Source organism: Rhizobium terricola (assembly GCF_012927355.1).
Taxonomy (GTDB): Bacteria; Pseudomonadota; Alphaproteobacteria; order Rhizobiales; family Rhizobiaceae; genus Allorhizobium; species Allorhizobium terricola.
Map to the genome: position 1 here is coordinate 381,556 of NZ_JABBGK010000002.1, position 24,047 is coordinate 405,602.

The following is a 24,047-nucleotide window of genomic DNA, read 5'->3' on the forward strand; positions in this document are numbered from 1 at the left end:
TTTGTCTTGTGGTCGAAGAGCCGGTTCCCGATTTCGGCTGGCCGTTCAGAGTGCCGTCTGATTGGCCAGCGAGAAGAAGTTGCGATTGTAGTGAAGCAGTGGCGAGGTTTCCGGCCCGAAGCGGATGGCCTTCACATTGCCGATGAAAATGGAGTGGCTCGACGTTTCCGAAACCGAGGCAATCTCGCAGTCGAGATTGGCCATCGCGCCATCGAGGGCCGGAGCGCCGGTCGCCAGAGACGTCCAGCCATAAGGGGCGAACTTGTCCTCCCCCATCTCGCCGACCTGGCCGGCGAAGCGCATGGCGATCTCGCGCTGATCGTCAGCGAGAATGTTGACGCAGAAACTTCCTGCCGCGGTGATGGCCTTGTGCGCCTCGCCGAAACGGTTGACGCAGACCAGCATCGACGGCGGCGTCATCGACATCGAGCAAACCGCGGTCGCGGTGAGCCCGCGGCGGGTCGCCCCCTCGCCTGCCGTGATGATGTTGACGGTGGCCGCGAGCTGCCGCATGGCCGAACGAAAGTCGTCCACCAACGGATCCGTGGGAAACTGGGTCATTGGATGCCTCCTTTGGCAGAAATGGCGGTTTCCAGGAATTGCGCGGCGGAGACCAGGCGATGGTCAGAACCGCGGGCGCCGACCAACTGGACGCCGACGGGCAAGCCCTGCGGACCCTTCATCACCGGCAGGCAGACCAGCGGCACCTGAAGCACGCTCCAGAGCCGGTTGAAGATCGGATCGCCCGTCGCCATGCCCTTCGGCGCCTCGCCGGGAGCCGCGAGCGTCAGCACGGCATCGAAACGCGACAGGATCGCATCCATCAGATGGCGGATACCCGGGATTTCGGCCATGGCGGAGCGGTAGCGGATCTCGTCGACGCGTCCCTGGTCTTCCAGCATGGTTCGCGTAACGGGGGTCAGGCCGTCCCAGTTGCGGGCGATTTCAGACGCCAGCGAGTGGGTCACTTCCCAGCCCATGACGGCCTCGTGCAGATCGAAGATGCCGTCATACCAGGCGGGTGCCGGGATGACGGTCGTTTCCGCACCGGTAGCTTCCGCCATGGCCGCAAGGCGTTCGACCGCCTCGATCGCGCAGCTTTCGGCCTTGTCGAGACGGGTTCCGGTCAGGATGCCGATGCGCGGACGCGTCGGCGGCGTCGGGTTTTCCAGGTCGATCCGGCCGCTGAGGGCGGCGGCGCAATGGGCCGCATCGCCAATGTTGCGCGTGATGATGCCGAGCGTGTCCAGCCCGTGGCAGAGCACCTTGATGCCGACCGTGTTGATCAGCCCGAAACTCGGCTTGAACGCCGTCACACCGCAAAAGCTCGACGGGCGGATCACCGAGCCGGAGGTCTGCGTTCCGAAGGCGACCGGCACCATTCCGGCGGCGACCGCGGCGCAGGAGCCCGACGAGGAACCGCCGGGGGTATGGTCCGGATTGTGCGGATTGCGGGTCTTGTTGGGGCTCGCCATCGCCAGTTCGGTGCTGATGGTCTTGCCGAGGATCAGCCCGCCGGCATTCCGGGCGTTCTGCACGCAGGCCGCATCCCACGGTGGCTGAAAGCCATCATAGATGGAGGTGCCATAGCCCGTCGGCATGTCGGCGGTGTCGATCACGTCCTTCACGCCGATCGGCACGCCTGCAAGGGGGCCCGTCGCACCCTGGAGGTCCATGGCGTCGGCAGAGGCAAGCGCCTGTTCGGCATCGAGATGCTGCCAGGCCATCACCGGCCCGTCGGTCTCATCGATATGCTTCAGATAGGCCTGGGTAACGGCTCGCACCGTAAGCGCACGCGAACGAACGGCCGAGGCGATGTCACGAGCGGTCAATGCGAGGACTTCATGGTCTTGCACGCAATTTCTCCTCAGCCGAACAGGGCGGGTCGCCGGTTGATCCACGGGGCGGAACGCTCCAGTTCCCCGGCCAGGGAAAGAAGCAGGGCATCCTTTCCGAAGGCCGCACCGAAATGCGACCCGACAGGCAGCCCATTCGCGCTCATGCCCAGCGGCACCGACATGGCCGGGCAGCCCGAGGTGTTGAACACCGCGGTGAAGGGTGAATGGGACCAGAACAGGTCGTAGAATTCGTCGAGCGTCTTGCCGCGACCGGCGAGCTTGCCCAACAGGGGTGCTGGCTCTGCCGCCGCAGGCGTCAGCATGACGTCATACCGGCTGAAGAACGCCGCCATCGCACGCGACGAGGCGTGCAGCTGGTTGATCGCCCAGAGATAGCGCGTGCCGGGAACGGCGAGCGCCTCACGGACCCATTCCTGGTTGACCGGCTCGAGCTTCGAGAGGTTCGGCGAAGCCGGGTCGCCGCCAGTCACGCCGAGAGAGACATTGACCCCGACGACGATGCGCCAGGCGGTCTTCAGCGCCTCGGCGTCGTAGCCGGCATCGGGAACCGTCTCGACATGATGCCCAAGGCCTTCGAGAAGGCGCGCGGTCTCGTCGACGCGCGAAACCATGTCCGGTTCGATAAGACTGCCGGTCGGCGAGCCGGTGATCAACGCAATCTTCAAACGGGGCGGCGCCTTGTCGACAGCCGAAAGATAGCTGCCGGGAACGGCCGGCGACGCCCAGGGATCACCCGCATCCGCGCCGGCGGAAAGGTCCAGCATCGCGGCATTGTCGCGAACCGACCAGGACACCGCATGAGGGGTCGACATGCCGCCGATCGCCTCGGCCGTGGCCGGGCCGACCGGGTTGACGAGCCGTGACGGCTTGAAGCCGAACAGCCCGCAATGACTGGCCGGCAATCTCGTCGAGCCCGCACCATCGGAACTGTTGGCAATCGGGACCATGCCGCTTGCGACGGCGGCGGTCGAGCCGCCTGACGAACCGCCGGCCGTGCGGGCAAGATCCCAGGGATTGCGCGTGGGGCCGAAGGCATCGGGCTCCGAGGTGAAGCTCAGGGCAAATTCCGGCGTGTTGGACTTGCCGAGGATCACCATGCCCGCGGCCTTGTAGCGCGCGGTGATGGTGGAATCGCGCTTGCTGACATTGTTACGCAGCAGCTCCGATCCGGTCGACAGGATCATGCCCTCGGCTTCGAACCCGGTATTCTTCAGCAGTGTGGGAACACCCGACAGGGGGCTCGCCGGCAATCCGTCCGCCACCTGCTTGCGGGCGAGGTCGAAATGCGCGTGCACGACGGCGTTCAGTTTGGGGTTCAGCCGTTCGATCCGCTCGATCGCCGCCTCGAGAACCTCGCCGGCCGTGACTTCGCGTTTGGCAATCATTCCCGACAGGGCGATGCCGTCCAGTGTCGCAAGGTCATCCATCGGTTCAGCCCATCTGCGCCTTGAAAAGGTCGAGGTCCCACATGTCCTTGCTCGATGCAATCAGACCGTCGTGGATCTCGAAGATATGCAGACCCTCAAGCGTGATCTGCCTTGGGGTTCCGTCGCCGCCGCGAGGCGTGAAGGTTCCGGTCATCAAATAGGGAACTGCCACCTGATTGGCCGCACGGACATAGCCGCGACGGTCCCAGGCGACATCGGGCAGCATCCGCCAGAACCCGACCAGCCCTTCGGCAAGTGCAGCACGCCCTTCGCGGCGCTTGCCCATCGCGACTTCCTCGTGCCAGCCGTCGGGATGATAGAGGGAGGCCACCTGGTCCGCATCGCGTGACGCGTAGGCCTGATAGAGGCAGTCAATGAGCGTGGCGTGATCCATCGCGGGCTCCCGCATTGTCGGAAAAGAGAACCCCGCCCTTCTTCGGGTCGGGCGGGGTCGACTTGGGTTCACTCGATACCGGCGATCTTCTTCACCTGGGCGACGTATCCGTCACGCTTGACTTCGTTGTAAAGCCTCGCGCGAAGGGCAGGAGCCGGCGTGGCGTTGACGTTCTCGAACAGTGCGACGCGACCGGCCAGCGAACCGGAGGTCATGTCCCAGATGAAGTTCATCAGCTGTTCCTTGACCATGGCCGAGACGCCGTGGCCGGGCAGGAGTTCATGCAGGAAGTGGCCGACATCGGGGTTGTCGAATGCCTTCTTGCCGAAGCGCATGACGAGGCCCTGACCGCACATTTCCTGAAGGATATGGATGATCTTCGGGTAGTTCTCGATCGAGTAGAGACGGCCGGCCGTCAGCATCCCGACATCCGGGCGCATGACATCGCCTTCCGTCGGCACGGCGAGAGCCTCGGCCGCCGTCACGAAGGCGCGCAGCGTCTGGGCGTATTCGACGAGCTGGCCGAGCATCATCTGCACGGCGGGGATCTTGCCGGTGCCGAGATAGTCGAGGACCATCTGCCCTGCCCCGACGAAAAGCTCGGCCTTGACGGCCAGACGGGTGAGCACGTGCCAGTGCGCGAAGACGCAGACCGGGCCGTAATAGCTCATCGCGGTCGGATCGCCGAGATTGAAGAGCCGCTCCTTCGGAACGAAGACGTTGTCGAAGACGATGAACTGGTCGGCTTCCTCACCAAGGCTGGAGACCGGATGATCGAACTTGCTGGACAATGGCTGCGATACCATTTCGCGCGAGATCATCTTGATGCCGGGGGTGTCGATCGGCACGGAGCCCCAGATGCAGGCATCAGCCGGCGTTTCCTGGATACCACCGAGATTGGTGAAGAAGATGTCGTTCGCCTGTGCGGCGATGGAGCCGACGGTTTTCGCGCCGTAGATGTAGACACCGTCCTTGGTGACCTTGCGGGCCTTGAGCAGCGAAGCCTCGGAAGCCTTGGGCGACGAGCGGTCGGCCTGGGGACCGGCAAGGCTTTCCGATGCGGTCAGGTTGTTGTTCTGACCGTATTCCATGTAGCGTTCGATGTTTTCGGCGAAATCCGGATCGATGCCTTCGATCAGCGACTTCTTCTTCTTGAAGGTCGGGAGATAGGCATAGAGGCCGACGACGATGGACGGCGCGAGATCCGGCGGGCGACCGAAGGTGCCGGCGGTCTTGAGCGAGGTGTACTCGATCATCCTGCGACGCGCCGCCAGGTCTTCCTTGGTGCGCGGGATCTGCCAGGAACGGCTGAGCACGGCACCGGCCTTTTCGTCGTAATAAGTCGTCGCGTCGGCATGTTCCTCGGTGAACTGGTCGTCGAACATCGACGCGAGAAGGTCGATGCCGCGTGCCAGCGCCGGTTCGTCATAGACCGAGTTCAGCTTTTCGCCGCCAACCCAGATCTGACGATTATCTTTCAGCGATTCCTTGTATTGCTCACCAGTCTTGAGCTTGTGCGGCACGTCCTTTACGGACTTTTTCGTTCCCGTCTCTGTCATTTAGGCCTCCTGTTGAAATTCGAATTGCCGATCGCGCCCCCTCGGGCGCCAAGGCCAAATCAAGCTTTTTCTTCGCGCACCTGGCGGATCACTTCCGAGGCGACCCGCATCGAGTCCAGTGCGGCCGGAACACCGCAGTAGATCGCCGCCTGCAGGATGACCTCGACGATCTCCTCCTCCGTCACGCCGTTGTTCAGCGCGCCGCGGACGTGGATCTTGACCTCGTGCGGACGGTTGAGGGCCGTCAACATCGCGAGATTGAGGAAACTGCGGGTCTTGCGTTCCAGTCCCGGGCGGGTCCAGATTTCTCCCCAGCACCACTCGGTCACGAGCTTCTGAAGGGGAGCGGTGAGGTCGTCGGCGCTGGCCAGCGACGGCGCCACATAGGCATCGCCGAGCACTTCACGCCTTACCTGCAGACCTTTCTGGAATTGTTCACCGCTGAATTCAGGACGAGTCATGCATCTCTCCGTTAAGGTGGACAGGAAGGCAGTCTTCGAGCCGGGGGCCCTGCCGTCCTGATGGCACCGATCTAGACATGCCGGACTTGACCTGTCAATAGATTGTATGACAAGATTACGGTCATATTGTAGGAGCCGTTTTTGACATCCGTCATCGGATGGCGACGAGGATTGGAACGACAATGATTGACCAGACGGGGGAGCCGAACGCGGGAATTGCGCCATTCGAGCTATATGCCCTGCGCTATGCAATGCATGGCGGGCGCACCGCCAAGGACAATTTTCTCTATGCCGACCCACATGAGTCAGGCGCCAATCTCGACTATTTCATATGGCTTGCCCGGCGCGGAGACGAGGTATTCGTGATCGACACGGGCTTTGGCAGCAATGCGGCCAAGGCACGCGGACGGACGCTGCTGCGCGATCCGAAGGACGCGCTCGCCCTGCTCGGTGTCGAGGCCCGCACGGTTTCGCAGGTCGTGCTCACCCATCTGCACTATGACCACGCGGGCACCCTCGGGGACTTTCCGGTCGCACGGTTCCACCTCCAGGTCGATGAGGCCGGACACGCCACCGGCCCCTGCATGTGCGACGCGAAGGCGCGCGCGCCTTTCGACGTCGAGAACATCGTCGCCTATATCCGAAGCCTCTATGCCGGCAGGATCGAGTTCCATCGTGGCGACCGCGAACTGGCGCCGGGTTTCTGGCTCCATGCGGTGCCGGGCCATAGCGCCGGACTTCAGGCTGTGCGCGTCATGACCGAACGCGGATGGGTGGTGCTCGCATCCGACGCCACGCATTTCTACGCCAACATGGAACGCCGCAATCCCTTCCCCGTGCTCTTCGACGAAGCTGCACTCATTCGCGGTTACTCGAGGCTGACAGAGCTGGCGCCCAGCCTCGATCACATTGTGCCGGGGCACGACCCGGCGGTGATGCGCGCCTACCCGGCGGCCTCGACGGAACTGGAAGGGGTCGTCGTTCGGCTGGATGTCGCGCCCTCGCTATCGTGGGAGGAGCTTTCGCGATGAAGTCACCGAGCGGAAGAGGTGTTCTGATTACCGGTTCGGCCGTCGGCCTCGGGCTGGAACTGGCGCGATCCTTTGCGAAGGCCGGCGATCGGGTCTTTCTGACCGACATCCTGCCGGATGTTGAAGACACAGCCGATGCACTGGCCGAGGAAATCGGCCGCCCCGTCGGCGCGGTCGAAATCGACCTTTCGGAAGCAGGTGCCGCCGCCTGCCTCGTCGATGAAGCGGAAAGTCATCTCGGCACGATCGACGTGCTGATCAACAATGCCGTTGTCCGCAAGATGTCGCCGGTGGAGACGCTCGGCGATGCGGACTGGGATCGGGCGATCGAAGTCAATCTTTCAGCGCCCTTCCGGCTGATCCGGGCATGCCTGCCAAAGATGCGGGAGCGCAACCAGGGCCGCATCATCAACATGGCCTCGGTCTACAGCCTGATGGCACTGGCCGGGCGTGCGGACTATGTCACGACCAAGCATGCAATGATCGGCCTGACGCGCACCGTCGCCCTCGAACTCGCAGCGACGCGCATCACCTGCAATGCAATCTGCCCGGGCCTGATGGCGACCGATTCGGCGCTCGATCGCATCAAGACGCTCGCGGACGACAAGGGCATTTCCCGCGACGAGGCGGAGCGGCTTTTCCTTTCCACCCGGCAGCCGGGGGGCAAGTTCATTCCGATAGAAACGGTGACGGCGCTTGCGCAGTTCCTTTGCGGCCCCTCCAGCGAGGGCATCAATGGTGCAGCCATCCCCGTGGACAATGGCTGGTCCTTCGCTTGAACGGCGGACCGCGACAACAGGAGAGTTGAATGACTGAGATTGGTTTCATTGGCCTCGGGAACATGGGCCGGCCGATGGCGGAACGCATTATCGGCGCAGGCTACACGCTTGTCGTCAATGATCGCGCCGACGCGGCGGTCGCTGCGCTGACGGCCGCCGGTGCTGGCGCTGCGGCAACCATTGCCGAGCTGACCGCTCGCGCCGAAACGCTTTTCCTGTCGCTGCCCACGCCTGAAGTGGTGCTGGCCGTCGGCCGGAGCATCGCCGAAACCCCCGGCATCGTGAAGCGCGTCGTCGATCTTTCGACCACCGGTCCGAAAGCCGAGATGGATCTGGCGGAGATCCTGTCGGCTGCCGGGATTGCCTTGATCGACAGCCCGGTATCGGGCGGCGTCGCGGGCGCAACGAAGGGCACGCTGGCGCTGATGGCGGCCGGACCGTCGGCCGATTTCGCCGTCGTCGAGCCAATGCTTCTTACGCTCGGCAAGGTGATCCGCGTCGCCGAGGAGCCTGGCAAGGCCCAGGTGATGAAGCTCATCAACAATATCTGCTCGGCCGCGGCACTCGCGATCACCTCCGAGGCGATGGTGATGGGCGCAAAAGCCGGCCTCGACGCCGACGTGATGATCGAGGTCCTCAATGCCGGCTCCGGCCGCACATCGGCGAGCGTCGACAAGATTCCGCGCTTCGTCCTGCCGCGTGGCTTCGACTTCGGCTTTGCGATCGCCCTGTCGCTCAAGGACATCCGCCTTTGCCTCGAGGAAGCCGATCGCCTCGGCGTGCCCATGCTGGTCGGCAATGCGGTGCGGATGCTGTTTTCGATCACCAAGGCCGATTGCGGCCCGACGGCCGACATGACGGCGATCATCCGTCCACTGGAAAAGTGGGCCGATACGGAAGTTCGCGGCAAGGCCGCCGGCGCCTGACATGGCCAGCATCAGCGCCACCGTCGCCGCCTTCGTTCATACTCCGCCAACGCTGCCCGACGCCGTCATAGCTGCCGGGCGGCGCTCGCTGCTCAACATGGTGGGAACGGCGATCGGCGGCTCCGGCGAGGCGGCGATCGACAAGCTGGCAGCGTTGCTGCCGGTCTTCTCCGGCGCGCCGACCAACACGCTGATCGGACGCACCGAACGGGCCGACATGCTGTGGGCCGCCTATATCAATGCGGCCGCAGCAAACATCTTCGACTACGACGACACCCATATCCCAACCGTGATCCACCCCTCGGCACCCGTGGGCCCGGCCGTGCTGGCGCTCGCGGAAACCCTTTCTGCCCAAGGGCGCCCGGTCAGCGGCCAGGCCCTGATCGAGGCGTTCGTGCTCGGTGCGGAGGTCACCTGCCGCCTGGGTAACGCCCTCCATCCGACGCATTATGCGCGCGGCTGGCACATCACCTCGACCTGCGGGGTGTTCGGCGCCGCCATGGCGGCCGGGCGCCTGCTGGATCTTTCGCCTTCGCAACTGGTCGACGCGCTCGGCAATGCGCTGGCGCAAGGGGCGGGTTCCGTCGAAACGCTCGGCACCATGTCAAAAAGCCTCTCGGTGGGCCAGGCTGCACGCGGCGGCCTGATGGCGGCGCTATTGGCGGCCGATGGCTATACCGGCCCCGCAGAACCGCTCGAGGGCAAGCGCGGCTTCCTGGCGCTTCACGCCGATCAGCCGGACCTTGTTGCCATCACGGGCGAACTCGGTAGTCGGTGGGAGATCCTCAATAATACCTTCAAGCCCTATCCCTGCGGCGTCGTGCTGAACCCGGTGATCGAGGCATGCCTCGCGCTGCATGCGAAGGGCGGCTTCGACGCGGCCGACGTCGCCTCGGTGGAACTGACCGGCCATCCGCTGCTGCGCCAGCGCACCGACAGGCCCGGCGTGACCACCGGACGATCGGCACAGGTCAGTGCACAACACGCCGTCGCTGTCAGCCTGCTGCGCGGGCGTGCCGATCTGGCAGCATTCTCCGATGCGGCGGTCGCCGATCCGGAGATCCGGGCTTTCGGTCAGAAACTCGCCTTCCGCGACGACCCGGCTTCCGCTCTCGATGCGGTGGAGGTTCGTCTTCGCCTCACCGACGGGCAGGAAATCCTGCATGCCGTCTCCGCCGCCAAGGGCGGGCTCGGACATCCGATGAGCGACGCCGACCTTGCCGGAAAATTCCGCGACCAGATCGCATGGCGGCGCCTTTCGGTGGATGGCGATGCCTTGATCGCTGCGATCGAGGGGCTCGAGGACACCTCAGACGGTGCCGCATTCCTGCGCGCAACACGCCCCTCAACCTTTTAAGACCAGACATTACAGGAGGAATTCATGAGCCAGAGAACATATTCGGATCCGATCTTCACGCTGACGACCGGCCCGGTGGACGCCTACCCGTCCGTGCTGCGCGCACTGTCCCGCCCGGTGCTCTACGACTATGATCCGGCCTTCCTCGAGCAGTACGAGGCGACGAATGCCAAGGTCCGGCAGGTCTTCCACACGAGCACGCCACCGGTGATCCTGCAGGGCGAACCGGTGCTGGGACTGGAAGCCGCCGCCGCTTCGCTGATCGCCAAGAACGACGTGGTGCTCAACCTCGTCTCGGGTGTCTATGGCAAGGGCTTCGGCTTCTGGGCGGCGCGCTACGCCAAGGAACTGGTCGAGCTCGAAGTCCCCTACAACGAAGCCCTGACGGCGGATGCCGTGGCGGACATGCTGAAGAAGCGCCCCGACATCGCGATCGTCTCCCTTTGCCACCACGACACACCATCCGGCACGATCAATCCGGTCGCGGAAATCGGTGCGGTCGTGCGGGCCGCCGGCAAGCTGCTGATCGTCGATTCCGTCTCGGCCTTCGGCGGCATGGACGTCCTGCCTGAAACGTCCTGCGCCGACATCTTCGTCACGGGGCCGAACAAGTGCCTCGGCTGCCCCCCGGGATTGTCGCTCCTGCATGTGAGCGAGGCCGCCTGGGAAAAGATCGCCGCCAACCCCGACGCGCCGACCGCTTCGATCCTCTCGATCAGCGACTGGAAACGGGCCCATGAGGCGAGCCAGCCGTTTCCCTTCACGCCGTCCGTATCCGAGATCTATGCCCTGGATGCCGCGCTCGATCTCTACCTGGCCGAAGGGGAACAGGCGGTCTGGGCCCGCCATGCGCTGACGGCCAAGGCCTGCCGGGCCGGCATCCAGGCTGCAGGCCTCAAGCTCTGGGCGGCGCGCGAGGAGATCGCATCGCCGACCTGCACCGCAGTCGCAATTCCGGAAGGCGTCGACGAATCCAAACTCAGGGCATCCATCCGGGCGCGCTACGGCGTCGTCTTCTCGTCGGGCCGGGCCGAGACGCTGGGCAAGCTGACCCGCATCGGGCACATGGGGCCGACCGCCCGCCCGACCTACTCGCTCATCTCCGTCGCGGCGATTGCCGGTGGGCTCCAGGCAGCCGGCGTCAAGGGGATCGATGTCGGGGCCGGCGTTGCCGCCGCCATGGCGGTGATCGACCAGGCCCAGGCGTAAGGGCTGGCCCGGCATCCAAGTCCCTGCCTCTTGACCGAAGCCTCCGGGAACCATGCGGCCTTCCCGGAGGCTCTCCAGCCGGTGCCTGCCCCGCCTTCCGCCAAACGGCTCAGCGCAGAGACCGTAGGGAGCGGAAAGCTGTTGAAGATCACCGGAAGTCCTAAAATTGGGGGAGTAACCACCGCTTCGGATTCGAGCAAAATCGATTATGTATCCGCCCCTGCCGCAGAGCGATTCGTCGCTTCGACGTGCCGATACTGTAATCATACTCACTAACATCCCGGATCGAGAATGTTATTCCATTTCGAACTTTTCGCATATTCTCACCATCGCTGCCGTTGCTTGGATGATTCGGCGCGATGAGAACCGAACGCTCAAGGCAAAGGCATCTGCAAGCCAGCTGGCCAGACGCGTGGATGGAGGCGGCGCTGCATCCAAAACAGGCACCTCGGCAATCTACCGCTTTTAAAGCAGGCATTTTGTGTGTAGTAATACCGTATTATCAATTCTCAGTTCGCGAACGGGGCACAAACTGATGGCCAAGCTCTTGCAACGGAAGACACCGCCCAGCGACTTCAGGGTCGTCAAGGCCGCGGCACCGGTTCGCCACAGCGTCACCGAAAGCATCCGCGATTCGATCGCGGTCGGATATTTCAAGGCCGGGGAACGCATCACCGAACGCGACCTCTGCGAAATGACGGGCGTCAGCCGGACCGCCGTGCGTGAAGCCCTGCGCCAGCTCGAAAGCGAGGGCCTGGTGCAGGTCGTTCCGCATCGCGGGCCGATCGTCGCGCGTCTGCTCCCCGAACAGGCCGAAGGCATCTACCAGGTCCGCGTCGAGCTCGAGGGCCTTGCCTGTGAACTGTTCGCCCGCAACGCCACGGACGAGGACATCGAAGCCTTGAAGGCCGCGTTCGAGGTCCTGAAGCGCGGCGAGCACATCACCGACCCGCTGGAGCGGCTGACCGCGAAGAACGCCTTCTACGACTGCCTGATCTACGGCGCGCACAACGAGGCCCTGGGGCACACGCTTTCCTCGCTCAACGCGCGTGTGATGGTTCTGCGTGCCACGTCTCTCGGCGCACCCGGACGGACGCGCGAAAGCCTCGAGGAACTGGAGGAGGTCGTCGGCCATCTCGCCGCCCGGCGCGGCAAGGAAGCCCGCAAGGCCGCCGCGCGCCATGTGATGAATGCCGGCAAGACCGCGCTTGCCATCCTGCGCGAGCGCCTGGCCGAAGAAGGCGAAGAGTAAACGTTCGGCCCGCTCGCGGGCCGAACCTCAGATCCTGGTTCAGATTCCCGGTGTCGCGCCACCATCCACGTTGATCACGGTGCCATGAACGTATGAGGCGGCCGGGCTGCAGAGAAAACGGACCACGTTTGCCACCTCGTCGGGATCGGCAAAGCGCTGGATTCCCTGTTCGAGGCGCATTTCCTCGCGCGCATCCTCAAACGAAATTCCCCGGTCCCGGGCCAGCGTTTCGATCCGCTTGGCGAGGCGATCCGTGACGATGTGGCCGGGGCAGAGCGTATTGATCCGCATTCCCGTATCGACGGCGCGCTTTGAGATCGCCTTGGTGAAGTTGATCAGCGCCGAGTTGACCGAGCCGCCGATGGTGAAGTCCGGTTCCGGGGTATGGGCGCCGACACCCGAAATGTTGATGATCACGCCCTTGCTCTCGGCGAGGGCGGACCAGGCGGCCCTGCAGAAGCGCACCGTGGCGTGAAACTTGAGGGCGAAACCGTCGAGAAAATCCTCGTCGGTCAGCGCAAAAAAATCGCCCCGCTTGGTCGCGCCAGCGTTGTTGACCAGGGCATCGATGCGGCCCGTCGCCTCCAATGTGGCGGCGACAACCTTTTCCGCGACCCCCGCCTGGGAGAGATCAGCCGCGACAATGATGACCTTCGGCGAACCCGCGGCCCGAGCCAATTCGGCGGTGGCTTCGAGGCCTTCCGCATCGCGTGCGCACAGGCTCAGCGCGAAGCCGTCCCTAGCCAAGCCGATCGCGAAAGCTCGCCCCAATCCACGGCTGGCTCCGGTGACAATTGCAGTCCGCATATTCACTTTTCCTCTCGAGTCCAGCGATCAGGCCTTACAATAACGCATTTGAAATCATATGGTTAAGTTAAGGAAACGAAAATTCGCCCTCACCGCCCTTTTTCATTATTGTATTACGGTATGATCATGCTATCGTATTCTCACGCTGTCAATCGAGAACATCGCTATGGCTTTCCTGGCAATCTTTGAGTCCTTGCTCTGCCAGCCCGGCCCTCCCGAAGAGGAGAGCCGGATTGCGCATCGCACGGGATGGAAGACACCAGGCAGCAACAACGTCTACTGCGCGACGCAAAGGGTCTTGGCACCCTCGGCCGCGCAGCGCAGGCGAACCGGCTCGGGCGCGACGCCTGCGCGACGTTCCAGCGGGATCTCGTTTCTGGTCCGCCAGTCGTCACCCTTCCGGCCGCACCATACCCGCTGCACCGCCATCCTGTCGCCGACCGAATTCTTCTGGAACACCGTTCCGGAATCAACGTCGACGCCCAGGCTGAAGGAAATGCTCGCGCCGGGCGCGGCTTCCCCGAGATCGGCGGAAAACCAGTGCGCAATGGCCGCGCTGCATTTCAACGCAGTCTTGCCCGTATTCTCGACCGCAAAGTCCAGCGCCTGCGCGGCGGACAGGGCTGGAGTGGCGGCGAAGATCGAGACGAATGCGGGAATGAGAAGGAGGTGGACTTTCATATCGTGACCCAATTCTGCGGTTTTGTGATAAATAAAACCTAGCAGACTTCAACCTACCGTCAACAACAATCAAGAATGGGAACAATATAATGCGGAAGAAAATCAGATCGTCAGTAAGTATTGCTGCGATTATATTTGCTGTAAATGGATTTACTTCGGGTGCGTCTCTGGCCGCGGACCTGGACTCTATTGCCATTCTCGCCCCGGAAATGGGCACCGACATGGGCTGGAACCAGCAGGGCGTCGACGCCGCCAAGGCCGCCGGTGAAGCCGCGGGCGTGAAGGTGGTCGTGGCCGAAAACCTCGGCTACGGCGACGTTCGTCCGACCTTGCGCGAACTGGCTGAAGACGGCGCGGATCTCCTGATCGCCCACGCCTCCGGCTACAACACCGCCGCACCGGAAATCGGCGCGGAACTCGGCGTTCCGGTCGCCATCGTCGACAGCCCCGACAAGCTGGCCGCCGGCAAGATCGCCGACTACACCGCAGCCGGCAGCGACGGCGCCTACCTGGCCGGCCGTCTGGCCGCCAAGGTAACCCGCACCAAGGTCGTCGGTATCGTCGTTTCCGGTGAACCCCCGTCGTGGAACAACATGTCCGTCGCCTTCGCCGAAGGCGTCAAGGCCGAGAACCCGGCCGTCGAAGTCCGCTATGCGGTCATCGGCCCGGCAGCCTATGCGGATGCGGCCGGCGGCAAGCGCGTGACCGAAACGGTCATCGCCTCGGGCGCGGACATCATCTTCGGCCAGGGCAACGGATCGAGCTTCGGCATGCTGCAGGCCGTCGAAACCACCCCGGCAACCGACGGCGGCAAGGCCTATTTCATCGACGTGATCGGTGACAAGACCTCGATCGACAAGGGTCACCTGCTGTCCTCGGTCATCTGGAACCTCGAACCCGTCTATGCCGCGATGATCCAGGATCTGAAGGACGGCAAGTACGGCAGCCACAACTACGACATCAAGCTCGCAGACGGCAGCCTCCGCCTGCTCAAGACCGCCAATGCTCCCGATGCCGTCTGGACGGAAATCGAGGCACTCCAGGCTGACATCGTTTCCGGCAAGATCAAGGTCGAGCCGAAATTCGATGCCGACAGCGTTCATGCGCTGGTGAAGACGGTCGGCTCCAACTGAGCCATCCTACTGCGAAACCCGTATTGCCGCAGGCATGACGCCTGCGGCAATACGGACTTTCATGAAGGAATTTGAGATGCAGGCGACAATCGGGGCTTCCGCCTCTCCGTCACACGCGCCCGGGAGACCATTCATCGGTCTGCGCGGCGTTACCAAACGTTTTCCAGGCGTCATCGCCAACAACAACGTCAATATCAATATCTGGCCCGGCGAGGTGCATGTCCTGCTCGGCGAAAACGGCGCCGGCAAGTCGACCCTGGTCGGCATGCTGTCCGGCCTGCAGCAGCCGGACGACGGCGCAATCGAGATCGACGGAACCGCCGTTACCATCACTTCGCCTCGGCAGGCCCTTTCGCTCGGCATCGGAACAGTCTTCCAGCACTCCATGCTGGTACCGAGCCTCAGCGTCGTCGACAATTTCACGCTCGACGGCGTGTGGTGGCACAAGCCGGATCGCAGCGGCGTTGCGAAGCGCATTCACGAGACCGCGGACCGCGTCGGCCTGCGGGTCGACCCTTTCGCACTAGTCTCCACGCTTTCGCTCGGCGAACGCCAGCAGGTCGAGATCCTTCGGGCGCTGATGCGCGGAAGCCGGTGCCTGATCCTCGACGAGGCGACCGCCATGCTGACGCCGCACGAGGCCACCGCGCTCGGCGCGCTGATGCGCCGGCTTGCCGCCGACGGTCTCGCGGTCATCTTCATCACCCACAAGCTCAACGAGGCCCTGGCCTATGGCGACCGGATCTCGGTCCTCAGGCTCGGCCGCAATGCCGGCTCGATCGCCCCGGAAGAGCTCAAGGCACAATCTGACGAGCAGAACACAGCCAACATCATCGGCCTGATGTTCGGCCAGGCCGCCGTCGGCAAGACGGGCGACCAGCCGCGCCCGACGCGTGACTTCGGGCCGGTGGTACTGAAGGTCGAAGAACTCAATTCCCAGGCCGGTCGCATTCCACTCAACAATATCGCGCTCAGTGTGCGGGCGGGCGAAATCCTGGGGATCGCCGGCATCGACGGCAACGGTCAGAAGGAGCTTGCCGAGGCGCTGGCGGGCCAGACGGAAGCATCCGGCAGTGTCGAGCTCAACGGAACGGAAATCGGCGGGCAGAATGTCGGCGCACGCCGCGCCGCCGGGCTCAGATACGTGACGGACGACCGTCTGGGCGAAGGCACGGTCGGCATCTTCGCGGTCGCCACCAATTTCCTGCTGAAGGACATCGGCGCCACCCCGTTCTGGCAAAGGGGCCTGGAAAAGACGAAGGCAATCAATGCGCAGGCCGCCGAGCATGTGCGCAATTTCGACATCAGGACCCCAAGCATCCAGACGCCGGTCGGCACGCTGTCCGGCGGCAACATCCAGAAGGTTCTGCTGGCACGCGAGCTAACCGGGGCGGCAGAGGCGGTGATCTTCGCCAAGCCGACCTACGGTCTCGACGTGAAGAACATTCGCGCGACACGCGATCGCATCCGCGAGGCGGCAAATTCCGGCAAGGCGGTTCTCTTGATCTCGACGGATCTCGACGAACTTCTGGAGCTGGCCGACCGGATCAGCGTGATCGACAGAGGCAAACTGCTGGGCGCCGTCCCGAATGGCCCGGGTGCGCGCGACGCAGTCGGCCGCCTGATGAGTACCGGAGAAGAAGAATGAGTGAACCACAGGCGACCGCCGTCTCGGCGACAACCACCGTCAGATCGAGGGCGTTCCCCGCCTGGGGTCGTATGCTCGCCATCAGCATCGGACCGCTCTTCGCTGCTCTGGCACTCGGCGGGATCATTCTTCTGGCAATGGGCGTCAACCCCTTCAGCTATTACGCCTATGTGGTGGAACGGGCGATCCTGTCGCCCTCCGGCCTTTCGGCGACCCTCACCAGGATGGGCCCGTTCCTGCTGATTGCAGCCAGCCTGATCGTCGCATTTCGCGCCGGCATCTGGAACCTGGGCGGTGACGGCCAGTTCCTGCTGGCCGCCGTCATCGTCGCTGCGGCAACGCCGCTGATGTTCGCGGCCGGCATGCCGATCTGGATCAACCTCGCGATCGGCCTCGTGATCGGTGCGGTGATCGGAGCGCTCTGGGGCGTCCTGCCAGCCCTGCTGAAGGCCTGGCACGGCATCAACGAAATCATCACCACGCTGATGATGAGCTTCCTCGGCGTGTCGCTCGCCAATGTGCTGGTCAAGCTCGCTTTCCTCGATCCCGGCACGACGACGCCGCAGACCCGTACGCTGCCGGTGGAAGCACGCCTGCCGAAACTCTTCGACACGACCGTATCGTCCGGCCTGATCGTCGGTCTGGTCGTCATCGTCGCCGTGCACCTGATGATGACGCGCACCTCGTTCGGCATGCGCCTCAGGCTTGTCGGCGCCAATCCGCGCGCCGCGGTCCATGCCGGGCTTTCCGTCCCGAAGCTGACGATCGCGGTCTTCGCCATATCGGCGGGCCTTGCAGGCCTTTCTGGAGCGGTCGATATCCTCGGCACGCAGGGCAACGTTCGGGCCGACTGGAACCCCGCCTACAGCCTCACCGTCGTGCCGCTGGTGTTTCTCGCGCGGCTCAACGGCTTCGGCTCGATCGCCTATGTCTTCCTGTTCTCGGCCCTGACCATCGGCGGCGAAAGTGCGGCCCGGCGGCTCGGCGTGCCAAGCTTCTTCTCGCTCGTCATCGTGGCACTGCTGCTGATCACGCTCGCGCTAGCCGAATATCTCGACAAACGCCGCCACTACCGCACGAAATCCTGAGGAAGGTTTGAAACATGTCGCTCTTCACCGAAAGTTTCATCATTACCTTGTTCCTCGGCGCCATCTCGGCCGGGACCCCGCTTCTGCTCGCCGGCCTTGGCGAACAGCTCTCCGAAAAGGCAGGAGTGCTCAACATCGGTCTCGAGGGCATGATCCTCGCCGGTGCGTATGCCGGCTTCCTTCTCGCATGGGTGAGCGGAAGCCCTGCCTTGGGCTTCCTCGGCGGTGCTGCCGCCGGTGCGCTGATCGCAGCCTTCATGGTGCTGTTCTGCGTGCGCCTCGGCCTCAACCAGATCGTCATCGGCATCGCCCTGACGCTTGCGGTCCAGGGGCTGACCGCACTCCTGCATTTCGTGCAGTTTTCCCGGAGCTACCCGCGTCTCGACGGCGTCGCGAAGTGGCCGATATGGCCGCTCTCCGACATTCCGGTGCTCGGGCCGATCCTCTTCAACCACAATCCGGTCGTCTATCTGGCAATCGCCTTCGTCGCGCTCTTCGCCTGGGTATACCGGATGACGCATCTCGGCTCCGTGCTCCAGGCCGCAGGCGACAAGCCCGCAGCCCTCGACGCGATGGGCGTCGACGTCGTCCGCACCCGCAGCCTCGCCGTTCTGGTGACGGGTGCGCTGGCGGGGCTCGGCGGCGCGTTCATGTCGGTCGCCGTCGCCGGTGTCTTCATCCCCTTCATGAGCCATGGCAACGGCTTCATCGCCATCGTTCTCGCTATGCTCGCTCGCGGACGTCCGTTCTGGGTTCTCGGAGGCGCACTGCTGTTCGGGGCCAGCCTTTCGCTCGCGACAGCCCTGCAGGTCGCGGGGGTGAATGTCCCGACGGACGTCATCCAGATGTTGCCGTTCGCGATGGTGATGATCGTGCTGCTCGTCGCCGGCCGCAAGGCGAGCCTGCCGCAGGCGCTGGGCGAGAGTTTCGTGCGCGGGGCTCGCTGAGCCGCAGATATCCTCAGGGGCCGGACATGTCCGGCCCCTGGAAAGACGTGCCACCACAATTTCTGCTCTTGTCGTAGAGAACAACTCGCATGAACGCACCTTTGCCGAGAGAAGCCCACCCTCAGCATGGCCGCGACGACAGCCAGTCCGTCGAGATCGTGCGAAGCGCGCTCCCCTCGAATTCGAGGCTCGCCGGCGCCGTCATCGCCCTCGGCAACTTCGACGGCTTTCACCGTGGCCACCGGTTCCTTCTGCAACAGGCGCATCGGCTCGCTGCTCGACGACTGCCGGTCGCGATCATGTCTGCGGAACCGCATCCACGGCAGTTCTTCAATCCCGGCACGCCGCTCCAGAGGCTTGCCCTGCCGACGCAGAAACATCGCCTGGCTCGAGAACTCGGCCTGGATTACGTGTTCGAACCCCGTTTCGATCGAAGCTTTGCGTCGCTGACGCCCCATGCCTTCGTTCGCGAGGTCCTGCACGACATGCTGCAGGTGTCGAATGTGGTGGTCGGGGAAAACTTCCGCTTCGGCGCCCGACGGGCTGGCGATTGCGCCATGCTCACCGAACTCTCGGCCGATCTGGGGATCGGTGTCGAAGTCGTGAGCCTTCAGGGCCGCTTCTCATCCAGCAGAATTCGCGATGCGCTCGCATGCGGCGATCTCGACACGGTGCACGACTGCCTCGGCCGCACCTGGGAAGCCAAGATCGATCAGAGCGAAAACGGCCATGTGCTGGCAAGCGGGCTGATGCGCCCGGCCGAGGGACAATATCTTGTCCACGATCCCGACCGCGGAGAAACCTTCACGATCCGGCTGGATGCCTGCGGGCGGCTCGACGGCATCCACGAGCAGACCGATCGTATTGCTTTTTTGACGCGGTTGCCGGCTGTCTTCCTGGCATCCCGATACGCCGTCGGCCTGCCCTTTGCTGCAACAGCGGATGACCATGCATTAGACGCGGTTGCGGGCGCGTCGGGGCCGCATATCCCCCTTGCGGACCAAGCCTTCACGCATGTCGAGCCCTGAACGAGCCCGACGGGCCGGGGCAATCGCTCCCGAGCCAAACGATCGACAGATCCCGACCGTATTTTGATTTCGCCTACCCGGACACTAGTGATCCGATGCTGCCTGAAACATCGGCCCGCCGCGCCAGCGGGGGAAGCCGTAGCCATGGATTTCGACGAGATCGATGTCGGAGGACTTTTCGGCGATCCCTTCCGACAGGATGGTGGCGCCTTCGTCGGCCATGGCGCCGACCAGGCGATCGGCGATGGAGCCGAGATCCGCTTCAACGGCAGTGGCAGGGTCTAGGCAAAGCAGGCGCGCGACCTCGTCCGACGGCAGGGGCCGGCGATCACCGACGTTGTAATCATACCAGCCGCCACCCGACTTCTGCCCTTTCCGTCCGGCCCGGACCAACGTGTCGCCGAGGGTTTCGGGCACGTTCCTGCCGGCGGCGCGTGCGCCTTCACGCTGGAGGAAGGCGATGTCGAGACCGCCGAGATCCTGCGCCTCGAACGGCCCCATGGCAAAGCCGTAGTGCCGCATGGCCGCGTCGATACTGGCGATGGCATGGCCCTGGCGCACCAGCGCTTCGGCCTCGGCGCGGTATCGCTTCAGGATGCGGTTGCCGATGAAGCCTTCGCAGATGCCCGAACGGACGGGTATCTTGCCGAGCATGCGCGCGAGCGCGAAGGCGGATGCGAGCGTGGCGTCACCGGTTTCAGGGGTCGGGACGATCTCCAGCAGCTTCATCACATTCGCCGGGCTGAAGAAATGCAGGCCGATGAAACGGGCGGGGTTGGCGAGGCCCTCGGCAATTTCCCGAGGATCGAGATAGGAGGTGTTGGTCGCCAGTATCGCGTCAGTCCGGCAGATACGGCCGAGCTTGGCGAACACGTCGCGCTTGACCGCAAGATCCTCGAACACCGCCTCGATCACCAGGTCGACATCGGCAAGGGCCGCATAGTCGGTCGAGCCTGCGACCCCGGCGATCCGCGCCTCGGCAGCGGCGTCCGTGAGGCGGCCGCGCTTCACGGCTCCGGCGAAGATGTCGGAGAGATTGGCGATGCCGCGTGCAACCGCCGCCTCGTCCCGCTCGATGAGGATGACCGGCAGGCCGGCGTCGCGGAGGGCGGCAGCAATCCCCGCGCCCATCGTGCCGCCGCCGATCACTGCGGCGGTGCGGAGCGGCAGGGCCGGCACACCGGAAAGGGCGGCGGGCTTCGGCGCCGCCCGTTCGGCGAAGAAGACGTGGCGCAACGCGGATGCCTGTGGGCCGGCGCGCAGTTCCAGGAAGGTGGCGCGTTCGAACGTCATGGCGGTGACGAAATCGCTTTCTGTCGCCCGGCGCAGGCAGGCGAGCGCCCGGAGCGGCGCGATCTCTCCCCTGGCCCGCTTGGTGATCCGGGCCTCGGCATCCGTCCAGAAGGCATCGTCCGCCACAGGGGCAGGCCGCTGCGGCAGCGGTTCGGGAAGCGTTCGGTTCGGTAGGTCCTTCGCCAGGGCGACCGCGGCCTCAAGCAGGTCAGCATCCACCACCTCGTCGATCAGGCCGAGTTCCAGCGCCCGGCCGGCACGCACCGGCTTGCCCGTGGTGACGAGGTCCACGGCCGCCTCGACACCCGCAAGCCTGATCGTTCGAACCGTTCCGCCGGCGCCCGGAACGATGCCGAGCGTCACCTCGGGCAAACCGACCGAGGCATCAGCCAACGCGAGGCGGAAACGGCAGGCAAGCGCCAACTCGAAACCACCGCCGAGCGCCGAACCGTGGATCGCCGCGATCCATGGCCGGGCTGTGTTTTCGATCGCCGACACGACGTCCGGCAGATGCGGTTCCTGCGGTGGCTTGCCGAATTCGCTGACATCGGCCCCGGCCACGAAAGTGCGCCCCGCGCATTGCAGGACGACGGCCACGACGGCGGGATCCGCGTCGAGTGCGGTCACAGCGTCGAGCAGGCCCTGCCGCACGGCCTGGCTCAACGCGTTGACGGGCGGGTTGTCGATGGTGACGACGGCGACGTTGCCCTCACGGGCGATGCTGACGACTGGCATGAGATTTCATATTCCCAGATAGGCTTCGCGGATCCGCGGATCGGCAAGCAACGCTTCGGCAGGTCCACCCATGGTGATCCTGCCGGTTTCCATGACGTAACCGCGATCGGCGACCGACAGGGCACCGAAGGCGTTCTGCTCGACAAGAAGCACAGTGACCTTGAGGTCCTTCATGCTTTTCACCACGTCGAAGATCTGCTGCACCAGGATCGGCGCCAGGCCCATCGACGGCTCGTCGAGCAGCAGGCAGGACGGGCGACCCATCAGAGCGCGGGCGATCGCCAGCATCTGCTGCTGTCCACCGGAGAGACCGCCGGCGGCCAAGTTGCGCTTTTCGCGCAGGATGGGGAACATCTGGAAGGCGTTCTCCATGTCGCGCTCGACCCGGTCGTCGGTAAAGAGGAAGGCGCCGAGACGCAGGTTCTCCTCCACCGACAGGTTGGTGAAGATCTGCCTTCCTTCCGGCGACTGGGCCAGTCCGCGCTTCAGCCGCTTGTAGGCGGGTGTCGCGACGATCGATTCACCGCGGAAGATGATCTGCCCACCGCTCACCGGCTGGAGACCGGACAGGCAGCGCAGAAGCGTGGTCTTGCCCGCCCCGTTCGCCCCGACGATGGTGACGATCTCGCCGGATTCGATGGTGAGGTCGATGCCGTGCAGCGCCTCGATGCGGCCATAGCGCGACCGCAGGCCTTCAACTGTCAGCATGGGACTTCTCCTCTGCCTGGGTTCCGAGATAGGCCGCGATGACATCCGGATTGCGCGAGACGGCGGCGGGATCGCCTTCGGCGATTTTCACCCCGTGATCGAGGACGACGATGTGGTTTGAGATCCGCATGACCATCTTCATGTCGTGCTCGACCAGGAGTATGGCAACGCCCGAGGCGGCGACCTCGGCAATCAGGTGGTCGATCTCGTCGGTCTCGACCGCGTTGCAGCCGGCGGCCGGTTCGTCGAGCAACAGAACCTTGGTATCGAGCGCCAGCGCTCGGGCGATCTCCAGCCGCTTCAGCGCGCCGTAGGAGAGGCTGCCCGCCTCCAGTTCGGCCGCATTGGCAAGACCGACGCGGGCGAGCAGCTTGCGCGCGCCCTCTTCCGCCTCGCGCGAGCGTCGGCGGGAGGCCGGAAGCGCGAGGAGGTCGGCCAGCACGGATCCGCTTTCCCGCAGATGGAAGCCGGCGATGGCGTTTTCCAGAACCGTCATGTTCTGGAAGATCTGCAGGTTCTGGAAGGTGCGCGACATGCCGCGCCGCGCCAGAAGATGCGGCGACAGACCGGTGACTTCTTCGCCGGCGAGCCGCACCTTGCCGGATTTCGGCGTGTAGACGCCGGAAATCATGTTGAACAGCGTGGTCTTGCCAGCCCCGTTCGGGCCGATGACCGAGACGATTTCACCTGGATTGACGGAAAAGCTCACATCGTCGACGGCGCGCAGGCCACCGAAGGAGATCCCCAATCCCTCGACACTGAGAAGGCTCATGCTCCCCTCCCCGAGAATTGACGCACCAGCGACGGCAGCAGGCCGTCACGCAGGAAGATCATCACCAGCATCATCACCAGACCGAGCATGACCTGCTCGTATTCCGCAAAGACTGTCAGCACCTGCGGCAACAGGGTGAGTATGCCTGCGCCCAGGATCGCACCGAGCACGGAGCCCGCCCCTCCGAGCACCGCCATGGTGACCAGCTCGATCGAATGCATGTAGCCGGCGACATCCGGCGTGATGAACTTGTTCTGAAGCGCAAGCAGGGAGCCGGAGACGGAGGCAAAGACGGCCGAGATGACGAAAGCCTGGAGCTTCAGCCGCGCGACGTCGACGCCGACCGTGCTGGCGGCGATTTCCGAACCGTGGAGCGCCCGCAGGGCACGGCCGGTCGGGCTGGCGTGCAGGTTGAGCACCAGCCATGCACCGACCATCAAACAGAAGCCGCAGAAGAAGTACCAGAATTCCGCCGTGGAGAGGTCGAGGCCGACGCCCTTTAGCGCCTGCCGCAGACCGAGATCGGCAACCGCGATGCCGTCCGGCCCGCCGGTCAGCCAGGCCTCGTTGGACAGCACCATCGACACCAGGATGCCGAAGCCGAGGGAGGCCACGGCGAGATAGTACCCCCTGAGCCTTAGGATCGGGCGGCCGACCGCGTAGGCGATGAGCGCCGACAGGACCGCGCCGAGCACCGCCGCCAGGGCCGGGTGAAGGCCGAGATGGGCAGGAGCCAGTGCGGAGGCGTAGGCGCCGATCCCGGCGAAACCCGCATGGCCGAGGCTGATCTGGCCGGCGAAGCCGGTCAGGATGACGATGCCGAGCACCGCGACGCCATTGACGAAAAGCAGCGCACCGACGCGGAAATAATAAGAGGATGGAAAGAAGAAAGGTGTCACGGCTATGAGCAGCGCGAGAACGAGAAGCGTGGTCTGTTTTGTCGTGAGCCGCAT

General features: G+C 64.3%; 23 protein-coding genes. 11 read left to right on the forward strand and 12 right to left on the reverse strand.

The window, feature by feature from the left end; all coding sequences use genetic code 11:
• Positions 1-45: 45 nt before the first annotated feature.
• The 6 genes from HHL25_RS11600 to HHL25_RS11625 all read right to left on the reverse strand — a co-directional run bounded on the left by HHL25_RS11600 (position 46) and on the right by HHL25_RS11625 (position 5,700).
• Positions 46-561 carry a flavin reductase family protein gene (locus HHL25_RS11600; protein WP_169590537.1) on the reverse strand — a complete coding sequence of 172 codons (516 nt, stop codon included), beginning with the start codon at positions 559-561 and terminating at the stop codon, positions 46-48.
• The gene (locus tag HHL25_RS11605; protein ID WP_169590539.1) at positions 558-1,856 is read right to left on the reverse strand and encodes an amidase; all 1,299 of its coding nucleotides are present in this window, start codon (positions 1,854-1,856) and stop codon (positions 558-560) included. Before HHL25_RS11605 ends, HHL25_RS11600 begins: the two co-directional genes overlap by 4 nt.
• Positions 1,857-1,867: 11 nt before the next feature.
• Entirely contained in the window at positions 1,868-3,286 is a 1,419-nt protein-coding gene (locus HHL25_RS11610) for an amidase (protein ID WP_169590542.1), read from the reverse strand.
• Positions 3,287-3,290: 4 nt separating this feature from the next.
• Positions 3,291-3,680, reverse strand: a complete 390-nt coding sequence (locus HHL25_RS11615; protein ID WP_169590544.1) for a nuclear transport factor 2 family protein — start codon at positions 3,678-3,680, stop codon at positions 3,291-3,293.
• Between the two features lie 68 nt (positions 3,681-3,748).
• Entirely contained in the window at positions 3,749-5,239 is a 1,491-nt protein-coding gene (locus tag HHL25_RS11620; protein ID WP_169590546.1) for a 4-hydroxyphenylacetate 3-hydroxylase N-terminal domain-containing protein, read from the reverse strand.
• Positions 5,240-5,298: 59 nt separating this feature from the next.
• Positions 5,299-5,700, reverse strand: coding sequence for a carboxymuconolactone decarboxylase family protein (locus tag HHL25_RS11625; protein ID WP_147181963.1), 402 nt, complete (start codon positions 5,698-5,700; stop codon positions 5,299-5,301).
• A 182-nt stretch (positions 5,701-5,882) separates the two neighbouring features.
• Between HHL25_RS11625 and HHL25_RS11630 the strand changes: the two genes are divergently transcribed.
• The 6 genes from HHL25_RS11630 to HHL25_RS11655 all read left to right on the forward strand — a co-directional run bounded on the left by HHL25_RS11630 (position 5,883) and on the right by HHL25_RS11655 (position 12,254).
• On the forward strand, positions 5,883-6,731 hold the full coding sequence (locus HHL25_RS11630) for an N-acyl homoserine lactonase family protein (RefSeq protein ID WP_169590549.1): 849 nt from the start codon (positions 5,883-5,885) through the stop codon (positions 6,729-6,731).
• Entirely contained in the window at positions 6,728-7,510 is a 783-nt protein-coding gene (locus tag HHL25_RS11635; RefSeq protein WP_169590551.1) for an SDR family NAD(P)-dependent oxidoreductase, read from the forward strand. Before HHL25_RS11630 ends, HHL25_RS11635 begins: the two co-directional genes overlap by 4 nt.
• Positions 7,511-7,539: 29 nt before the next feature.
• The gene (locus HHL25_RS11640) at positions 7,540-8,436 is read left to right on the forward strand and encodes an NAD(P)-dependent oxidoreductase (protein WP_169590553.1); all 897 of its coding nucleotides are present in this window, start codon (positions 7,540-7,542) and stop codon (positions 8,434-8,436) included.
• Between the two features lies 1 nt (position 8,437).
• Positions 8,438-9,793: an MmgE/PrpD family protein gene (locus HHL25_RS11645; protein WP_169590555.1), complete on the forward strand. Its 1,356-nt coding sequence runs from the start codon at positions 8,438-8,440 to the stop codon at positions 9,791-9,793.
• Between the two features lie 24 nt (positions 9,794-9,817).
• Positions 9,818-11,002 carry a pyridoxamine--pyruvate transaminase gene (ppaT, locus tag HHL25_RS11650; RefSeq protein WP_169590557.1) on the forward strand — a complete coding sequence of 395 codons (1,185 nt, stop codon included), beginning with the start codon at positions 9,818-9,820 and terminating at the stop codon, positions 11,000-11,002.
• Positions 11,003-11,537: 535 nt separating this feature from the next.
• Positions 11,538-12,254 carry a GntR family transcriptional regulator gene (locus HHL25_RS11655; RefSeq protein ID WP_169590559.1) on the forward strand — a complete coding sequence of 239 codons (717 nt, stop codon included), beginning with the start codon at positions 11,538-11,540 and terminating at the stop codon, positions 12,252-12,254.
• 39 nt (positions 12,255-12,293) lie between these two features.
• Here the strand turns inward: HHL25_RS11655 and HHL25_RS11660 are convergent, their stop codons facing one another.
• Positions 12,294-13,061 (reverse strand): SDR family oxidoreductase, encoded by a 768-nt coding sequence (locus HHL25_RS11660; RefSeq protein WP_169590562.1) that lies wholly within the window; start codon positions 13,059-13,061, stop codon positions 12,294-12,296.
• Positions 13,062-13,337: 276 nt separating this feature from the next.
• Positions 13,338-13,754, reverse strand: coding sequence for a hypothetical protein (locus tag HHL25_RS11665; RefSeq protein ID WP_169590564.1), 417 nt, complete (start codon positions 13,752-13,754; stop codon positions 13,338-13,340).
• 77 nt (positions 13,755-13,831) lie between these two features.
• Between HHL25_RS11665 and HHL25_RS11670 the strand changes: the two genes are divergently transcribed.
• From HHL25_RS11670 to HHL25_RS11690, 5 genes are all read left to right on the forward strand, one after another.
• Complete coding sequence (locus HHL25_RS11670) at positions 13,832-14,875, forward strand: putative B6 ABC transporter substrate-binding protein (protein WP_169590566.1); 1,044 nt, start codon at positions 13,832-13,834, stop codon at positions 14,873-14,875.
• A gap of 76 nt (positions 14,876-14,951) precedes the next feature.
• Positions 14,952-16,523 (forward strand): putative B6 ABC transporter ATP-binding protein, encoded by a 1,572-nt coding sequence (locus HHL25_RS11675; RefSeq protein ID WP_169590569.1) that lies wholly within the window; start codon positions 14,952-14,954, stop codon positions 16,521-16,523.
• Positions 16,520-17,611, forward strand: coding sequence for a putative B6 ABC transporter permease subunit 2 (locus HHL25_RS11680; protein ID WP_169590571.1), 1,092 nt, complete (start codon positions 16,520-16,522; stop codon positions 17,609-17,611). The genes HHL25_RS11675 and HHL25_RS11680 overlap by 4 nt, the downstream gene beginning before the upstream one ends.
• 14 nt (positions 17,612-17,625) lie before the next feature.
• Complete coding sequence (locus HHL25_RS11685; protein WP_169590574.1) at positions 17,626-18,558, forward strand: putative B6 ABC transporter permease subunit 1; 933 nt, start codon at positions 17,626-17,628, stop codon at positions 18,556-18,558.
• Between the two features lie 89 nt (positions 18,559-18,647).
• Entirely contained in the window at positions 18,648-19,586 is a 939-nt protein-coding gene (locus tag HHL25_RS11690) for an FAD synthetase family protein (RefSeq protein WP_169590576.1), read from the forward strand.
• An 84-nt stretch (positions 19,587-19,670) separates the two neighbouring features.
• Here the strand turns inward: HHL25_RS11690 and HHL25_RS11695 are convergent, their stop codons facing one another.
• From HHL25_RS11695 to HHL25_RS11710, 4 genes are read right to left on the reverse strand one after another with little or no spacing between them, the layout of a single operon-like run.
• Positions 19,671-21,614, reverse strand: coding sequence for a 3-hydroxyacyl-CoA dehydrogenase NAD-binding domain-containing protein (locus HHL25_RS11695; protein WP_169590579.1), 1,944 nt, complete (start codon positions 21,612-21,614; stop codon positions 19,671-19,673).
• Positions 21,615-21,620: 6 nt separating this feature from the next.
• Complete coding sequence (locus tag HHL25_RS11700; RefSeq protein ID WP_169590581.1) at positions 21,621-22,322, reverse strand: ABC transporter ATP-binding protein; 702 nt, start codon at positions 22,320-22,322, stop codon at positions 21,621-21,623.
• Positions 22,309-23,094, reverse strand: a complete 786-nt coding sequence (locus HHL25_RS11705) for an ABC transporter ATP-binding protein (RefSeq protein ID WP_169590584.1) — start codon at positions 23,092-23,094, stop codon at positions 22,309-22,311. The genes HHL25_RS11700 and HHL25_RS11705 overlap by 14 nt, the downstream gene beginning before the upstream one ends.
• Complete coding sequence (locus HHL25_RS11710) at positions 23,091-24,047, reverse strand: branched-chain amino acid ABC transporter permease (RefSeq protein ID WP_205927814.1); 957 nt, start codon at positions 24,045-24,047, stop codon at positions 23,091-23,093. The genes HHL25_RS11705 and HHL25_RS11710 overlap by 4 nt, the downstream gene beginning before the upstream one ends.

Coding starts and splice junctions, on each gene's coding strand:
- HHL25_RS11675 (WP_169590569.1), top strand. CDS start 14,952: ATGCAGGCGACAATCGGGGCTTCCGCCTCTCCGTCACACGCGCCCGGG.
- HHL25_RS11600 (WP_169590537.1), bottom strand. CDS start 561: ATGACCCAGTTTCCCACGGATCCGTTGGTGGACGACTTTCGTTCGGCC.
- HHL25_RS11700 (WP_169590581.1), bottom strand. CDS start 22,322: ATGCTGACAGTTGAAGGCCTGCGGTCGCGCTATGGCCGCATCGAGGCG.
- HHL25_RS11705 (WP_169590584.1), bottom strand. CDS start 23,094: ATGAGCCTTCTCAGTGTCGAGGGATTGGGGATCTCCTTCGGTGGCCTG.
- HHL25_RS11670 (WP_169590566.1), top strand. CDS start 13,832: ATGCGGAAGAAAATCAGATCGTCAGTAAGTATTGCTGCGATTATATTT.
- HHL25_RS11655 (WP_169590559.1), top strand. CDS start 11,538: ATGGCCAAGCTCTTGCAACGGAAGACACCGCCCAGCGACTTCAGGGTC.
- HHL25_RS11685 (WP_169590574.1), top strand. CDS start 17,626: ATGTCGCTCTTCACCGAAAGTTTCATCATTACCTTGTTCCTCGGCGCC.
- HHL25_RS11610 (WP_169590542.1), bottom strand. CDS start 3,286: ATGGATGACCTTGCGACACTGGACGGCATCGCCCTGTCGGGAATGATT.
- HHL25_RS11625 (WP_147181963.1), bottom strand. CDS start 5,700: ATGACTCGTCCTGAATTCAGCGGTGAACAATTCCAGAAAGGTCTGCAG.
- HHL25_RS11680 (WP_169590571.1), top strand. CDS start 16,520: ATGAGTGAACCACAGGCGACCGCCGTCTCGGCGACAACCACCGTCAGA.
- HHL25_RS11635 (WP_169590551.1), top strand. CDS start 6,728: ATGAAGTCACCGAGCGGAAGAGGTGTTCTGATTACCGGTTCGGCCGTC.
- HHL25_RS11615 (WP_169590544.1), bottom strand. CDS start 3,680: ATGGATCACGCCACGCTCATTGACTGCCTCTATCAGGCCTACGCGTCA.
- ppaT (WP_169590557.1), top strand. CDS start 9,818: ATGAGCCAGAGAACATATTCGGATCCGATCTTCACGCTGACGACCGGC.
- HHL25_RS11645 (WP_169590555.1), top strand. CDS start 8,438: ATGGCCAGCATCAGCGCCACCGTCGCCGCCTTCGTTCATACTCCGCCA.
- HHL25_RS11640 (WP_169590553.1), top strand. CDS start 7,540: ATGACTGAGATTGGTTTCATTGGCCTCGGGAACATGGGCCGGCCGATG.
- HHL25_RS11660 (WP_169590562.1), bottom strand. CDS start 13,061: ATGCGGACTGCAATTGTCACCGGAGCCAGCCGTGGATTGGGGCGAGCT.
- HHL25_RS11620 (WP_169590546.1), bottom strand. CDS start 5,239: ATGACAGAGACGGGAACGAAAAAGTCCGTAAAGGACGTGCCGCACAAG.
- HHL25_RS11630 (WP_169590549.1), top strand. CDS start 5,883: ATGATTGACCAGACGGGGGAGCCGAACGCGGGAATTGCGCCATTCGAG.
- HHL25_RS11690 (WP_169590576.1), top strand. CDS start 18,648: ATGAACGCACCTTTGCCGAGAGAAGCCCACCCTCAGCATGGCCGCGAC.
- HHL25_RS11695 (WP_169590579.1), bottom strand. CDS start 21,614: ATGCCAGTCGTCAGCATCGCCCGTGAGGGCAACGTCGCCGTCGTCACC.
- HHL25_RS11710 (WP_205927814.1), bottom strand. CDS start 24,047: ATGCGGCTCACGACAAAACAGACCACGCTTCTCGTTCTCGCGCTGCTC.